Origin of the sequence: Bradyrhizobium barranii subsp. barranii, assembly GCF_017565645.3 — a bacterium.
Classification (GTDB): domain Bacteria; phylum Pseudomonadota; class Alphaproteobacteria; order Rhizobiales; family Xanthobacteraceae; genus Bradyrhizobium; species Bradyrhizobium barranii.
The window spans coordinates 1,270,494-1,283,691 of the sequence record NZ_CP086136.1 but is presented as its reverse complement, the minus strand read 5'-3'; the positions used below and the strand labels follow the sequence as shown (position 1 = coordinate 1,283,691).

Annotated in this window: 12 protein-coding genes and 1 pseudogene; 6 read left to right on the top strand and 7 right to left on the bottom strand. The window is 61.7% G+C overall.

All coding sequences use genetic code 11. The features are described 5' to 3' along the window. Positions 1-181 precede the first annotated feature (181 nt). From J4G43_RS06240 to J4G43_RS06230, 3 genes are all read left to right on the top strand, one after another. Complete coding sequence (locus tag J4G43_RS06240) at positions 182-1,867, top strand: long-chain fatty acid--CoA ligase (protein ID WP_208084264.1); 1,686 nt, start codon at positions 182-184, stop codon at positions 1,865-1,867. A 15-nt stretch (positions 1,868-1,882) separates the two neighbouring features. Next, positions 1,883-2,437, top strand: a complete 555-nt coding sequence (locus tag J4G43_RS06235; protein WP_208084263.1) for a DUF924 family protein — start codon at positions 1,883-1,885, stop codon at positions 2,435-2,437. Positions 2,438-2,533: 96 nt separating this feature from the next. Continuing rightward, positions 2,534-3,019, top strand: a complete 486-nt coding sequence (locus J4G43_RS06230; RefSeq protein WP_007597501.1) for a peroxiredoxin — start codon at positions 2,534-2,536, stop codon at positions 3,017-3,019. Positions 3,020-3,174: 155 nt separating this feature from the next. On the opposite strand, the gene rnhA is transcribed toward J4G43_RS06230, so the two are convergent. From rnhA to ispH, 3 genes are read right to left on the bottom strand one after another with little or no spacing between them, the layout of a single operon-like run. Beyond that, entirely contained in the window at positions 3,175-3,639 is a 465-nt protein-coding gene (gene rnhA, locus J4G43_RS06225) for a ribonuclease HI (RefSeq protein WP_208084262.1), read from the bottom strand. Next, on the bottom strand, positions 3,636-4,619 hold the full coding sequence (locus tag J4G43_RS06220) for a homoserine kinase (RefSeq protein WP_208084261.1): 984 nt from the start codon (positions 4,617-4,619) through the stop codon (positions 3,636-3,638). The genes rnhA and J4G43_RS06220 overlap by 4 nt, the downstream gene beginning before the upstream one ends. 6 nt (positions 4,620-4,625) lie before the next feature. Then, positions 4,626-5,594, bottom strand: coding sequence for a 4-hydroxy-3-methylbut-2-enyl diphosphate reductase (gene ispH / locus J4G43_RS06215; protein ID WP_063985850.1), 969 nt, complete (start codon positions 5,592-5,594; stop codon positions 4,626-4,628). 265 nt (positions 5,595-5,859) lie between these two features. On the opposite strand from ispH, the gene J4G43_RS06210 reads away from it, so the two are divergent. Next, positions 5,860-6,555 (top strand): DUF1013 domain-containing protein, encoded by a 696-nt coding sequence (locus tag J4G43_RS06210; RefSeq protein WP_166104219.1) that lies wholly within the window; start codon positions 5,860-5,862, stop codon positions 6,553-6,555. 306 nt (positions 6,556-6,861) lie between these two features. Here the strand turns inward: J4G43_RS06210 and J4G43_RS06205 are convergent, their stop codons facing one another. Beyond that, the gene (locus J4G43_RS06205; protein WP_208084260.1) at positions 6,862-7,608 is read right to left on the bottom strand and encodes an OmpW/AlkL family protein; all 747 of its coding nucleotides are present in this window, start codon (positions 7,606-7,608) and stop codon (positions 6,862-6,864) included. A gap of 691 nt (positions 7,609-8,299) precedes the next feature. Between J4G43_RS06205 and J4G43_RS06200 the strand changes: the two genes are divergently transcribed. Continuing rightward, a complete protein-coding gene (locus J4G43_RS06200; RefSeq protein ID WP_208084167.1) occupies positions 8,300-9,643 on the top strand; it encodes an IS1380-like element ISBdi2 family transposase in 1,344 nt (447 codons plus the stop codon). 167 nt (positions 9,644-9,810) lie between these two features. Here J4G43_RS06200 and thyX read toward each other — a convergent pair whose 3' ends face one another. Then, on the bottom strand, positions 9,811-10,563 hold the full coding sequence (gene thyX / locus J4G43_RS06195; protein ID WP_208084259.1) for an FAD-dependent thymidylate synthase: 753 nt from the start codon (positions 10,561-10,563) through the stop codon (positions 9,811-9,813). A 206-nt stretch (positions 10,564-10,769) separates the two neighbouring features. Here thyX and J4G43_RS06190 point away from each other — a divergent pair. Next, a pseudogene (locus J4G43_RS06190) lies at positions 10,770-11,833 on the top strand (IS630-like element ISRj1 family transposase). On the opposite strand, the gene J4G43_RS06185 reads toward J4G43_RS06190, so the two are convergent. Together J4G43_RS06185 and J4G43_RS06180 are read right to left on the bottom strand one after the other, a co-directional pair. Then, the gene (locus J4G43_RS06185; protein ID WP_208084258.1) at positions 11,820-12,512 is read right to left on the bottom strand and encodes a dCTP deaminase domain-containing protein; all 693 of its coding nucleotides are present in this window, start codon (positions 12,510-12,512) and stop codon (positions 11,820-11,822) included. The pseudogene J4G43_RS06190 and the gene J4G43_RS06185 overlap by 14 nt on opposite strands. 186 nt (positions 12,513-12,698) lie before the next feature. Beyond that, positions 12,699-12,968, bottom strand: a complete 270-nt coding sequence (locus J4G43_RS06180) for a hypothetical protein (RefSeq protein ID WP_208084257.1) — start codon at positions 12,966-12,968, stop codon at positions 12,699-12,701. Between the last annotated feature and the right edge of the window lie 230 nt (positions 12,969-13,198).

The following is a 13,198-nucleotide window of genomic DNA, read 5'->3' as shown; positions in this document are numbered from 1 at the left end:
CGCAAGCCGCACCCGCGCTTCGCACCTGCGGCAGAACGGCTTGCGACAATTCCAGTAGCCACTCCCGGACCTTTGTCCTAAGCCTCGACCGGCTTGCCACCCGTTCCGGCAGGCTCGATACTGGCCGCAATGAGGCAAGCCCGAGACACAACGGGCTCTGGTAAATTGAGGGGAGTTTTCCATGGAGCGCATCTGGCTCAAGCAATATCCGCCCGGCGTCCCTGCTGATATCGAGCCGACCCAATACGCATCGCTGGTCGACCTTCTGGAGGAGAGCTTCGCCAAGTTCGCCGACCGCAAGGCATTCATCTGCATGGACAAGGCGATCAGCTATCGCGACCTCGACCAGATGTCGCTGGCGCTCGCCTCCTATTTACAGGGCCGTGGCCTGCAACGTGGCGCCCGCGTCGCGATCATGATGCCGAACGTGCTGCAATATCCGGTCGCGACCGCTGCCGTGCTGCGCGCCGGTTTCGCGGTGGTCAACGTCAACCCGCTCTACACGCCGCGCGAGCTCGAGCATCAGCTCAAGGATTCCGGCGCCGAAGCCATCATCGTGCTGGAGAATTTCGCCCACACGGTCGAGCAGGTGATCGCGAAGACGCAAGTCAAGCATGTCATCGTCGGCAGCATGGGCGACCTGCTCGGCTTCAAGGGCATGATCGTCAACGTCGTCGTCCGCCGCGTCAAGAAGATGGTGCCGGCCTGGTCGCTGCCGGGTGCGGCGTCCTTCAACGACGCGATATCGGCCGGCCGCGGCCTGACGTTCAACAAGCCGAAGCTGTCGCCGGGCGACGTCGCCTTCCTGCAATATACCGGCGGCACCACCGGCGTCTCCAAGGGCGCCACCCTGCTCCACCGCAACATCGTCGCCAACGTGCTGCAGAACGACGCCTGGCTCCAGCCGGCACTCGCCGCGCCGCCGCATGTCGATCAGCTGATGATCGTCTGCGCGCTGCCGCTCTATCACATCTTCGCGCTGACGGCCTGCTACCTGCTCGCGGTGCGCGCCGGCGGCTGCAATCTGCTGATCCCCAATCCGCGCGACATCGCGGGCTTCGTCAAGGAGCTGGCGAAGTACCAGGTCAACAGCTTCCCGGCCGTGAACACGCTCTACAACGGGTTGATGCACCATCCCGACTTCAAGAAGCTCGACTTCTCCAAGCTGAAGATCTCGAACGGAGGCGGCATGGCGGTGCAGCGCCCGGTCGCCGAGCAGTGGAAAGCGGTGACCGGCTGCTTCATCGCCGAAGGCTACGGCCTCTCGGAGACCTCGCCGACACTGACCTGCAATCCCGCGACCACGACCGAGTTCTCGGGATCGATCGGCATCCCCGTGCCTTCGACCTGGATCTCGATCCGCGACGACGACGGCAACGAAGTCCCGCTCGGCCAGCCCGGCGAGATCTGCGCCAAGGGCCCGCAGGTGATGTCGGGCTACTGGAACAGGCCGGAAGAGACCGACAAGGTGATGACCGCCGACGGCTATTTCCGCACCGGCGACATCGGCGTGATGGACGAGAAGGGCTACACCAAGATCGTCGACCGCAAGAAGGACATGATCCTGGTCTCGGGCTTCAACGTCTATCCGAACGAGATCGAGGAAGTGATCGCGAGCAATCCGGGCGTGCTCGAATGCGCCGTGATCGGCATCCCCGATTCCAAGTCGGGCGAGGCGGTGAAAGCGTTCGTGGTGAAGAAGGATCCCAACCTCACCGCGGAAGCCGTGATCAAGTTCTGTCAGGAGCAGCTCACCGGCTACAAGGTGCCCAAGCACATCGAATTCCGCGCCGACCTGCCGAAGACCAATGTCGGCAAGATCCTGCGCCGGCAGCTCCGCGACGAGAAGAAGGCGGAGGCGGCGTAGGCCCGTCTTTGGTTCATGACTGACGTCGGCGACATCACGCCATCAGGCATTCTCACCTTCTGGTGCGAGGCCGGCCGCGAGCGCTGGTACAAGCGCAGCGACGCTTTCGACGCGGAGGTCAGGCGTCGCTTTCTTCCGCTATGGAAGCGGGCGACCGCCGGCGAGCTGGCCTCCTGGGAGGAAAGCGACGAGGGCGCGCTCGCGCTCGTCATCGCGCTCGACCAGTTTCCCCGCAACATGTTTCGCGGCACGCCGGAAGCCTTTGCCAGCGACGCGCCGGCGCGCGACGTCGCCCGCCGCGCCATCGCGCGGGGCGTCGATCGCAGGATCGATCCCATCCTGCTCGAATTCCTCTATTTGCCCTTCATGCATTCCGAGCACCTGCCCGACCAGCTGAATTGTGTCGCGCTGTTTCAGAACACCGACAATGCCGAGAACCTGAAATACGCGCGGGAGCACGCCGACATCATCCAGCGGTTCGGCCGCTTTCCCCACCGCAACCGCCTCCTCGACCGCGCCACCACCGAGGAAGAACAGGCCTTCCTCGACGCCGGCGGTTTTGCCGGCTGATGACATAACGGTGAAGGACCGCGACCCTCGCCGCCAATGTTGTGCAGCGCCGCCGCACGGTCTAAAAAGCGGGACCGATTTTCAGGGAGACTGACGATGGCGATCCAGACTGGCGACAAGCTGCCCGAGGCGAAATTCCGCGTGATGACGGCCGAGGGTCCGCAGGTGAAGACCACCGACGACATCTTCAAGGGCAAGAAAGTGGCGCTGTTCGCAGTGCCTGGCGCCTACACCGGCACCTGCCACAAGATGCATCTGCCGAGCATCTTCCTCAACGCCTATGCCATGAAGGACAAGGGCGTCGACACCATCGCTATCGTCTCCGTCAACGACGCTTTCGTCATGAACGCCTGGAAGCGCGATACCGACCAGCGCGACGAGGCGATCTTCCTCGCCGACGGCAATGCCGACTTCGCCAAGGCGATCGGCATGGAGCTGGACGCCTCCGGCAACGGCCTCGGCATCCGCTCCAAGCGCTATTCGATGCTGGTCGAGGACGGCGTGGTGAAGAAGCTGAACCTCGAAGCGATGCCCGGCAAGGTCGAGGTCTCCGGCGGCGATACGCTGCTGGGGCAGCTGTAAGCTTAGGCCCCGGCTCCTTCCGAGCAGGAAGTGCCGTAGGGTGGGCAAAGGCGCGTCAGCGCCGTGCCCACCATCTTTCCTCGATTGAGAAAAAGCCGTGGGCACGCTTCGCTTTGCCCACCCTACGAAACCGGGCGACGCCGACAGCGCGTCGCCTACTCCCCCACCCGCGTCTGCGTCCTCGCCTTCACAATCCCGTCCCGCGCCAGCTGATCCGCGCGCTCGTTCTCGGGATGCCCGGCGTGGCCCTTGACCCAGTGCCAACGGACCTCGTGCTGCTTCAGCGCCGCATCGAGGCGCTGCCATAGCTCGACATTCTTCACCGGCTTCTTGTCGGCGGTGCGCCAGCCGTTGCGCTTCCAGCCGTGGATCCAGCCGGTGATGCCCTGCCGCACATACTGGCTGTCGGTATAGAGATCGACGGTGCACGGCTTCTTCAGCGCTTCGAGCGCGGAGATCGCCGCCATCAATTCCATCTGGTTGTTGGTGGTGTGGCGTTCGCCGCCGTTCAGCTCTTTTTCCTTGTCGCCGAACTTCAGGATCGCGCCCCAGCCGCCGGGCCCGGGATTTCCCGAGCAGGCGCCATCGGTATAGATCGTGACAATGGGAAGCTCGCTCACGCGACCAGTCCTGACGGCATCAGCCCGTAGTCGCGCACGCTGGAAACGCTCTGGTGGAAGCGCAGCTTGCGAAAATATTCCAGCGGGTCCTTGGGCTTGACCAGCGCTCCTGGAGGCACGTTGAGCCAGTCGACCAGGCGGGTCAGCAGGAAGCGGATCGCGGCGCCGCGCGCGAGCAGCGGCAGCGCGGCTTCTTCCGCCTCGGAAAGTTTTCGCACACGGCCATAGGCATTGAGGAAGGCGCGCGCCTTGGTGACGTTGAACGAATGGTCCGGCTCAAAACACCAGGCATTCAGGCAGATCGCGACGTCATAGGCCAGCATGTCGTTGCAGGCGAAGGTGAAGTCGATGATGCCGGAGAGCTTGTCGCCGAGGAAGAAGACGTTGTCGTTGAAGAGATCGGCGTGGATCACGCCTTCAGGCAGATCAGTCGGCCAGACCCCGCTCGAGAGATAGTCGAGCTCGGCGGCGAGAAACGCATGCAGGCCCGGCTGGACCTCATCGGCGCGGCTTGCCGCCGCGTCGAACAGCGGCCGCCAGCCGGAGACCGATAGTGCATTGCCACGTTTGATCGCAAAATTGGCGCCGGCCAGATGCATCCTGGCCAGCCCCTCGCCGACGCCGGCGCAATGGGCCACGTTCGGCTTGCGCGGCCAAACGCCTTCGAGAAAGGTGATGATCGCGGCCGGCCGGCCCGACAGCTCGCGCAGCGCCTCGCCGTCCCCGGCCTTCACAGGCAGCGGGCAGGTGACGCCGTGCTCAGCGAGATGCGTCATCAGCGCGAGGAAGAACGGCAGGTCGTTCTTCGCCACGCGCTTCTCATAGAGCGTGAGGATGAACGAGCCTTTGCTCGTGTGCAGCAGGAAGTTGGTGTTCTCGACGCCCTCGGCGATGCCCTTGTAGGAGAGCAACTCGCCGAGATCGTATTGCTTCAGGAAATCCGCAAGCTCGTCGGCGGCAACGTCGGTGTAGACCGCCATAAAGGTCTACTCGGCGGCGGCTTCGGGGCGCACCTGGCGCGGCAGCGGGAAGAACTCGTTCTCTTCCGCGGCCGAGACCGTCTCCACATGCAGCGTGTAGCGCTCGGCGAACGCATCCATGATCTCCTCGACGATCACTTCCGGCGCGGACGCGCCCGCGGTGATGCCGAGGCTCTTGATGTTGCCGAACCTGGTCCAGTCGATGTCGGTGGCGCGCTGCGCCAGCACTGCGATCCCGCAGCCTTCGCGCTCGGCGACCTCGCGCAGGCGCTGCGAGTTCGACGAGTTCGGAGCGCCGACCACGATCAGGGCGTCGACCACCGGCGCCACCTTCTTCACCGCGAGCTGGCGGTTGGTGGTGGCGTAGCAGATGTCTTCCTTGTGCGGGCCGTTGATATTCGGGAAGCGCTCCTTGAGCAGCGCCACGATCTCTGCGGTGTCGTCGATCGACAGCGTGGTCTGAGTCACGAAGGCGATGTTGTCGGGGTTCTTCGGGACGATGGTCTTGGCGTCCTCGGCGGTCTCGATCAGGGTCACGGCGCCGACCGGAAGCTGGCCGAGCGTGCCGACCACTTCGGGGTGGTGGGAATGGCCGATCAGGAAGATCTCGCGGCCGCGCTTGAAGTGGATGGCGGCCTCGCGGTGCACCTTGGTCACCAGCGGGCAGGTCGCATCCAGCGAGAACAAATTGCGGGAGGTGGCGTCGGCCGGGACCGATTTCGGCACGCCATGGGCCGAGAACACCACCGGCGCGGTGGTGTTTTCCGGGATTTCGGCGAGCTCCTCGACGAAGATCGCGCCCTTCTTCTTCAACCCGTCGACGACGTATTTGTTGTGCACAATCTCGTGGCGAACATAGACGGGGGCGCCGTATTTATCGAGCGCCCGTTCCACGGTGTCGATCGCCCGGACCACCCCGGCGCAGAAGCCGCGGGGAGAACAAAGCACGATCTTGAGGTCTGGTTTGGCTGACATTGAGCGATCTCGGGACCGAATCACCCGTTTCGCCTTCTGGCGGGGGCGGTCAATGGATGGAATAGGGCTTTAGTGGGTCTGCTAGGACTTTACAGGCGCTTCCAAGGGAATTGGGCCCCCTTTCGGGCTCTGTCAAGGCACTATCTATAGCAGAACCATTGCGTGGCTAGCCCCTCCGGGCTTATATAGCGCGAATTCCCTGTCATCGCTGATGACCACCGGTTTCGCCTCCAGAGGGGTGGGCGAAGCACAAAGGAGATTTGCCATGAGCAACGCACCTCTGATGCCCAAGGCGACCGCCGTCTGGCTGCTCGACAACACCGCGCTGACCTTCGACCAGGTCGCCGATTTCACCAAGATGCATCCCCTCGAGGTGCGCGCGATCGCCGACGGCGACGCTGCTCAGGGCATCAAGGGCATGGATCCCCTCTCCAACGGCCAGTTGACCCGCGAGGAGATCGAGAAGGGCGAGAGGAACCCGGACTACCGACTCCGCCTCCAGGAGAGCAAGGTGATTCTGCCGCCCCAGCCCAAGCGCAAGGGCCCGCGCTACACCCCGGTCTCCCGCCGTCACGAGCGCCCGAGCGCCATCCTCTGGCTGCTGCGCAGCCATCCGGAGCTCAAGGACGCCCAGGTCATGCGCCTGGTCGGCACCACCAAGAGCACCATCGCCAGCGTTCGCGACCGTACCCACTGGAACACCTCCCAGCTGACCCCGATCGACCCGGTGACGCTTGGCCTTTGCTCGCAGATCGAGCTCGATTTCGAAGTGGCGCGCGCTGCGAAGGAAAAGCCGATCGACGCATCCTACGGTGGCGCCACCCTGCTGCCGGCCTCCGAAACCACCAAGAAGGACGAGTTCGAGCCGGCAGAGCGATCGAACGACGACCTCAACGTCGACGCCGTGTTCGCCAAGCTGAAGACGCTCGGTGGCAAGAAGCAGGACGAGGAGGAGGAGTAAGGCTCCCCTCTCAATTCGTCATCGAACGCAATTTGAACGCGGCGGGGAAACCTGCCGCGTTTTTGTTTTGCGGAGACCCTCGCGATCGGCACAGATGCAGCCACACGCAAGCTGCAGTCCCCTCCCCCCTTGCGGGGGAAGGTTGGGAAGAGGGGTTGCCCCACGGGGACTTCCTCCATCAATTCAAAGCGGCTGGCGAAGCTCTCTCGCGCCTTTTGCTGGGCTGCCCCTCTCCCCCGCCCTCCCCCGCAAGGGGGGAGGGAGCGCAGGGTCAACCGCGGCCACAGTTCGTCTTCAAACAACGCGTCAAAACTTGTACGTCACACCGCCACCGACCAGCCACGGATCGATATGCGCGGTGCCTGTGACCGGCAGGCCGCTGACGGTCGCTGAGTAATCCGGCCGCAGCCAGAGCTTCTTGACGTCGACGTTGAGACCCCAGTGCCGGTCGAGCATGTAGTCAAAGCCGAACTGCACGGCGCCGCCCCAGGCGTTGCTGACGTGCACGCTGGTGGTGGTGGCAACGATCGCGGGCGGACCGACGATGGCGGCTGGCGCATTGGCAGCCGAATTGTTGAAGAACACGGTGTAGTTCACGCCGGCGCCGATATACGGCTTGAACGCGCCGAAATTGTCGAAGTGATATTGCAAGGTCAGCGTCGGCGGCAGCAGCGTGGTCTTGCCGATCGGCAGGTTCGCGAGCGAGCCGTTGCCGCTGATCGAGTGCCTGGTCACGCCGAGGATCAGCTCGGCCGCGATGTTCCTGGTGAAGAAATAGCTGATGTCGAGCTCGGGCACGACCTGGTCGCTGATCGAGAGCCCGGAATTCGGCGACGACAGCGACGGCACGCCTGCGACATTGACGGTTGAGCCACCGGCATCCGGCAACACGCCAAGCACGCGCAGACGCACCATCCACGGATTGAACGCTTCTACCGGCGGCGGTGCCTTCTTATAGACAGGCAGATCGGCCGCCTGTACCGAGCCAAAAGTCCCCACGAGCATCGCGCCAACCGTCGCAAGCCGCGCCAGGTTTTTTGTCGTTCCGTTCATTGCATTCCCCTTCAGCCATCTCTCGCGCGTCGTTGCGCGACATCAGCGTCAGAGCAGAAAGGGGATGGTGATGGATTTGACGCCGATCAAATCAGGACTGACGCGACACGATTCGGTTGTGGCGTTGCCGATGTGTCACGAGAAACGCGAATGAGCGAATAGCGCGGCAGGATAATTCCGTGCGTTATATTTCGGTACTATTGCGTCCATTCCCGGCGAATTGTGTGCGCGTTAACCCGTCTTATTCGCGAGAGGGCGCCTGAGAGGCTGGCGAGCGTGGTGTAAAGCGCTGATGCGGCGTAGGATTCGGTTGCGAAGCCACCCCATCACCTTCAACCGCGAACGCCACGCCCGCCATGACCGATGATACGATTTCAGACCACTATCGAGAAGCAAGAATTCAACACAAATAAAACCTCTGCCTCGCGCTCGATCTCTTCATGCTTGATAGTCTCGTTTCGGAGGCTGATCACCTACCGCGTCTAATAGGCCGCTCGCGCCGGTTTCTTTGGACGCGGCACGACCGCGACTCCACGTTTCGGCACAGAAATGATCGGGAGTCACTCAATCTTTCTTCAACTTAACCCGTCTTATTCGTAAGAGTGCGCCTGAGGGGTAAAGCGCTGATGCGGCGTAGGATTCGGTTGCGAAGCCAACCCCATCACCTCCAACCGCGAACGCCACGCCCGCCATGACCGACGATACGATTCCGCCCTTCTCGTTTCCAGCCGTTCACGCCAAGAAAGTCACAGCTGCCTTCGATGGTGGGCGCCTAACCTCGAACGGGGGCGTGATGCTTCTGGCGATGGCCGAGCGGCGTCTCGGTTTGGCCAACAATCTGGCCCGGGTGTTCCCGGATCGGCGCGATCCGACGCGGGTCGTGCACAGCCTGGTCGATATGCTCCGCGCTCGCATGTTCGCGATCTGCTGCGGCTACGAGGACGCCGACGACCTCGATCATCTGAGGTCCGATCCGGCATTCAAACTGGCCTGCGGACGGCTGCCGGACACGGGCCGGGATTTGTGTTCCCAGCCGACGCTGTCGCGGCTGGAGAATGCTCCGCGCCTGCGCGACGTGATCCGGCTGACCTACATTTTGGTCGACGCATGGATGGATAGCTACCCCCACGAGCCGGCATCCGTCACGCTCGACATCGATGATACCTGCGACGTCGTCCACGGCCATCAGCAGCTCTCGCTGTTCAACGCTCATTATGACGAACGCTGCTTCCTGCCGATCCACGTCTACGACACGGAGAAGAGCCGGCCCGTGGCCGTCGTGCTGCGGCCCGGCAAGACGCCGGGCGGCGTCGAGGTGCGTGCCCATCTGCGCCGCCTGGTACGGCATATCCGGACGCGATGGCACAACACGCAAATTACGTTCCGTGGCGACGGGCACTATGCCCGGCCGGAGGCCATGGCGTGGTGCGAGACCAACGGCATCGACTACATCTTCGGTCTGTCCGGCACCAAGCCTCTCGCCAGAAAAGTCGACGAGGTCGCCGACGACATCCGCACGCGACGCGCCATCGAGAACCTGCCGGTTCTGCGTGGCTATACCGAGACGCGCCACAAGGCAAAGTCCTGGGATCGCGAACGGCGCACTGTCGCCCGTATTGAGGCGACGATGCTCGGCCTCGACATCCGCTTCGTCGTCACCAGCCTCGATGTCGGCTCGGCCGAGTGGATCTACGACAGCCTGTATTGCGCGCGCGGCCAAGCAGAGAATCTGATCAAGCTGCATAAGACACAGCTCGCCTCCGACCGCACCAGCTGCCGTTCGGCGCTCGCCAACCAGGTCCGTCTCGTGCTCCATACGGCCGCTTATTGGCTGATGCTGACCGTGCGCGACGCCATTCCCAAAGCCCGGGAATTGGCCGCTGCCGAGTTCGCGACGCTGCGTCTTCGTCTCTTGAAAATCGCTGCCCGTGTGGTCGAGACCACGAGCCGCATTCGCCTTGCGTTTGCCGCGGCATGTCCCGAAGCCGACCTGATCCGCGGCTTGCCAGGCGCGTTGCTGCCGCTCGGTCCTTGACCGGCGGGGCGTCCGCCCCCCGTTCGCCCAACCTATACCTCAAGCGCGTTGCAAAGTACGGGTCGTCAGGCGGTGAAAAGCCGAAGGCAATCCTGTGCGCCTCGTCAGACAAGATGTGCGGCCGCATCAATCGGGCCAAAAAGCCGCACTCTCACGAATAGGACGGGCTAACTCGTCAACTGGCGGATCTTTACTATTCGAGGAGTACCATCGGACAGCTTCTCTTCAACAAAGTCGGCGACGAGTGCTGGGGCATCCTCGATAAGTACATCGTAAATTAGTTTCGCTACCCGCCGCATTTCCACATCGCCATCTATCGCGCCACGGACATCTAAGAAGTGCCTGATCGCACGAGCGTTGGCCGTTATTACTATTTTTGTTTCGGTCGCATTGAGCAGCACACTTCGAGCAGCGCTCCGGATTGCTCGCAGAGATTCCTTGGACTGATCCGGTTCGGACGCCAGCTTTGCCAAAATCTGTCTATAAGCCTCCCGCGAAGCATTGACTGCGCGCTCAAACACCTCAGTCGCTCCTGGGATGTCATCTAATCCTTCTGGAACGATCGACCTCGCGTCACTCTCATCGTGGTATTGCTGCGATAACTGACTAAAGGAAAAGCCTGCGCGATGGCGCACCAACTGATGAGTGAAAGAACGCGTAACGTCCGAAAGCAAGAAAGTCCAGGAAACGTGCTCTAAGACACTCTCGTGACCCTGACGAATAAGATTGCCAATATATTCCGAATTGCGCTTGGGAGATTGCCGACGGCCAAACGACATGTAGCAGATACGACCAGCAAACTCCACAAGTCGCTCTGCTGCGCTCCCTCCAGCAAACCGCCAAACCTCATTCTCTTCGGCCAAAAATGTCGCAAATTCATCCGTGAAAGATGGCCTCGCTAACACAAATAACTTTGGCATCACCGTCGTCCAGATCGTTTTGTCGCAGAACTCTTTGCTTCGAGCATCTTCAGACGCTCCTCCAAGAGTCCTAGCTTCTTTATCTGGTCATCGAAAGAGCTAACATTCAATGATCCTCCAAGCGTGTTTAGTCGCCCCTCCATTTTCGACACTTGCGAGACTAGTACCCACTTTTCTTGGAGCGTGAGTCGTGATTCAAGGTCGGGATGATACCCGAAGCAAGAGAAGTCCACCTTTCGAGGAAAGATCGCAAGGTGCTTGAGGCGTGCTGTCGCTCACCGGTGACGTTGCAGCGCGATTTGAAGCGGGCGCGGATAGTTCTGTTGGCGGCGGATGGGCGCAGCACCCGGTCGATCGCCAAGGAAGTTGGGGTCCAGCCGCGGATTGTCAGCCTTTGGCGGCATCGCTATGCCGACCATGGCCTTGAAGGGCTGCAAGACAAGCCGCGGCCTGGCAAGCAGCCGATCTATACGAAGACGACCGACAAGCGGATTCTGAAGCTGCTGGATAAGCCGCCACCGCAAGGGTTTGCGCGCTGGACCGGCCCCCTGCTGGCCGAGGCGCTGGGCGATGTCGATGTCCAATATGTCTGGCGGTTCCTGCGCAGCCACAAGATTGACCTGGTGGCTCGCAAGTCCTGGTGCGAGAGCAACGACCGAACTTTACGGCCAAAGCCGCCGATGTTGTCGGCCTCTATGTCGCGCCGCCGGCGAAGGCCATTGTGCTGTGCGTGGACGAGAAGCCCTCGATCCAGGCTTTGGAGCGAGCGCAGGGTTATCTGAAGTTGCCCAATGGCCGCGCCTTGACCGGCCAAAGCCACGATTACAAGCGGCATGGCACCACAACATTGTTTGCGGCGCTCGAAGTCGCCACCGGAAAGATCATCGCGCCCCATTCAAAACGCCGGCGCCGCGTCGAGTTTCTCGATTTCATGAACAGCGTCACCGCGGCTTTTCCGAACCGCAAGCTTCACGTCATCCTCGACAACCTCAACACCCATAAAAAGAACGAGGACTGGCTCAAGGCCCACCCCAACGTGCAATTTCATTTCACGCCGACAAGTGCGTCATGGCTCAATCAGGTCGAAGTATGGTTTTCCATCTTGCAGGGGCAGTCGCTCAGCGGCACCTCCTTCACGAGCCTCAAGCAGCTTCAGGAACACATCGATGCCTACGTCAACGCATACAACGACAGAGCCGAGCCCTTCGTCTGGACCAAGAAAAAGGTCCGTCAACGCCGTTTCAAAGGCCGCCGTATCACTCAGCTCTGATTCCGGGTACTAGATCACGCTGGCCTATGAACAATTGATATCCAAATGTTAGAGCGACGGTTAATGCTGCACCGAAGAAGCTGGCCCAAAGTTGCCACGAGCGGAGCCTGACTTCTTCAGCCTTCTTTGCTCGATCGTCAATGTCAAGAAAGTCGTGTGAAAGTCGTCCCAAGAGTTCCTCAGTAAGAGGCGGCGGCAGTTCACCGAGCTTCCGCTGCGCGTCACCGTCGAGTTGGAAGAACATCACCCGCATCATTCTATCACCACGAGCAATGGGGAAATTCTCCTTCCCCATGTTGACGACGGTAAGATGCAGATAGCCGACGTAGTCGGGATCAATGTGCCCGGGATTGGTACTTAAAAGGCCAGCGAGCGATGCGCTTGTAGAGGGCGGAAACCCAATTCCCGCAACATCCTTGGGCATATGAATCTTTTCGGAACTTCGTAAGATTGCAGTTTGTCCGCACTTCAGTGACAAATGAGATCGGGGACGTTCCAATCCCCCAAGTCTGTTGACTTTTGCTCCCGGCACGAAGATGTCGCCAACCGCAAGATCGAGCGTCGCACCTTTCACCGGAGATTTTCCTGCCGCTAGCCGGCTAGCGTCAAAATTCTCGATCAACGATGGCGTCGCTTGCAACAAACCTTCGATCTCTGCATCTCGAAGCAAATTAACCATCTGCGCCCCTCTAGCCGCTTACTCCATCGGTCAGACTTGAGATATCCGAGAGACCCGACGGTTGCCAGAGGGTGACAGCTTCTCGCATAGGACGGCATGCTCTCCCGGTCTCGCGTCACCAGGGGCGAGTCGCTCCAAAAACATCCGCCGGCCGACCTGGAACGGTCTTCGTGGCTCTCGTAAGGGTCAAGGCCGCTCGGGATGGTTCAGCATGTACTCGCCGAGATCGCGCTGACGGCGGTCGGACCGGGCGGTGGCAGCGTTGCGCTGGACGTCGCGGTCCTTGCGGCAGGCCACGTATTCGGGTGAGCCCTGCGCATAGCCGCGACTCTGACAGACCGCGTCGTCATCGTCACCGCCCACCGCCACCGGCGTCTGGTAGCGCGCGGAGCAGGCGGAGACAGCGACGGCGAGCAGCACGGCGACAAGCAGGCGCTGCGCGGTGGCGAGTGGCATACGAGGTCCCCTGTTGGCCGGCCCTGTTTAGCCCGGAATGAGGAGATTGTAAGTCCCTGGGCGTCGTTCCCCACGCGCTGTCATTCCCCGCGACCCGGCTACGCCAAGGCTTCGCCGGGGTTGAGGTCCAGGGGCGCCGAAGCTTTAGCGTAGGCGGCAGGCGCGGAATCCAGTACTCCGCGGCGGTCATTGGGTGGTCACACAACTCCGGCCGCGGCGTACTGGATCAC

What these genes read in the sequence shown, in the direction of transcription:
- J4G43_RS06200 (WP_208084167.1), top strand. Translation starts at nt 8,300, where the DNA reads ATGACCGACGATACGATTCCGCCCTTCTCGTTTCCAGCCGTTCACGCC.
- J4G43_RS06210 (WP_166104219.1), top strand. Translation starts at nt 5,860, where the DNA reads ATGAGCAACGCACCTCTGATGCCCAAGGCGACCGCCGTCTGGCTGCTC.
- J4G43_RS06235 (WP_208084263.1), top strand. Translation starts at nt 1,883, where the DNA reads ATGACTGACGTCGGCGACATCACGCCATCAGGCATTCTCACCTTCTGG.
- thyX (WP_208084259.1), bottom strand. Translation starts at nt 10,563, where the DNA reads ATGCCAAAGTTATTTGTGTTAGCGAGGCCATCTTTCACGGATGAATTT.
- J4G43_RS06185 (WP_208084258.1), bottom strand. Translation starts at nt 12,512, where the DNA reads ATGGTTAATTTGCTTCGAGATGCAGAGATCGAAGGTTTGTTGCAAGCG.
- J4G43_RS06240 (WP_208084264.1), top strand. Translation starts at nt 182, where the DNA reads ATGGAGCGCATCTGGCTCAAGCAATATCCGCCCGGCGTCCCTGCTGAT.
- J4G43_RS06205 (WP_208084260.1), bottom strand. Translation starts at nt 7,608, where the DNA reads ATGAACGGAACGACAAAAAACCTGGCGCGGCTTGCGACGGTTGGCGCG.
- J4G43_RS06230 (WP_007597501.1), top strand. Translation starts at nt 2,534, where the DNA reads ATGGCGATCCAGACTGGCGACAAGCTGCCCGAGGCGAAATTCCGCGTG.
- J4G43_RS06220 (WP_208084261.1), bottom strand. Translation starts at nt 4,619, where the DNA reads ATGGCGGTCTACACCGACGTTGCCGCCGACGAGCTTGCGGATTTCCTG.
- J4G43_RS06180 (WP_208084257.1), bottom strand. Translation starts at nt 12,968, where the DNA reads ATGCCACTCGCCACCGCGCAGCGCCTGCTTGTCGCCGTGCTGCTCGCC.
- ispH (WP_063985850.1), bottom strand. Translation starts at nt 5,594, where the DNA reads ATGTCAGCCAAACCAGACCTCAAGATCGTGCTTTGTTCTCCCCGCGGC.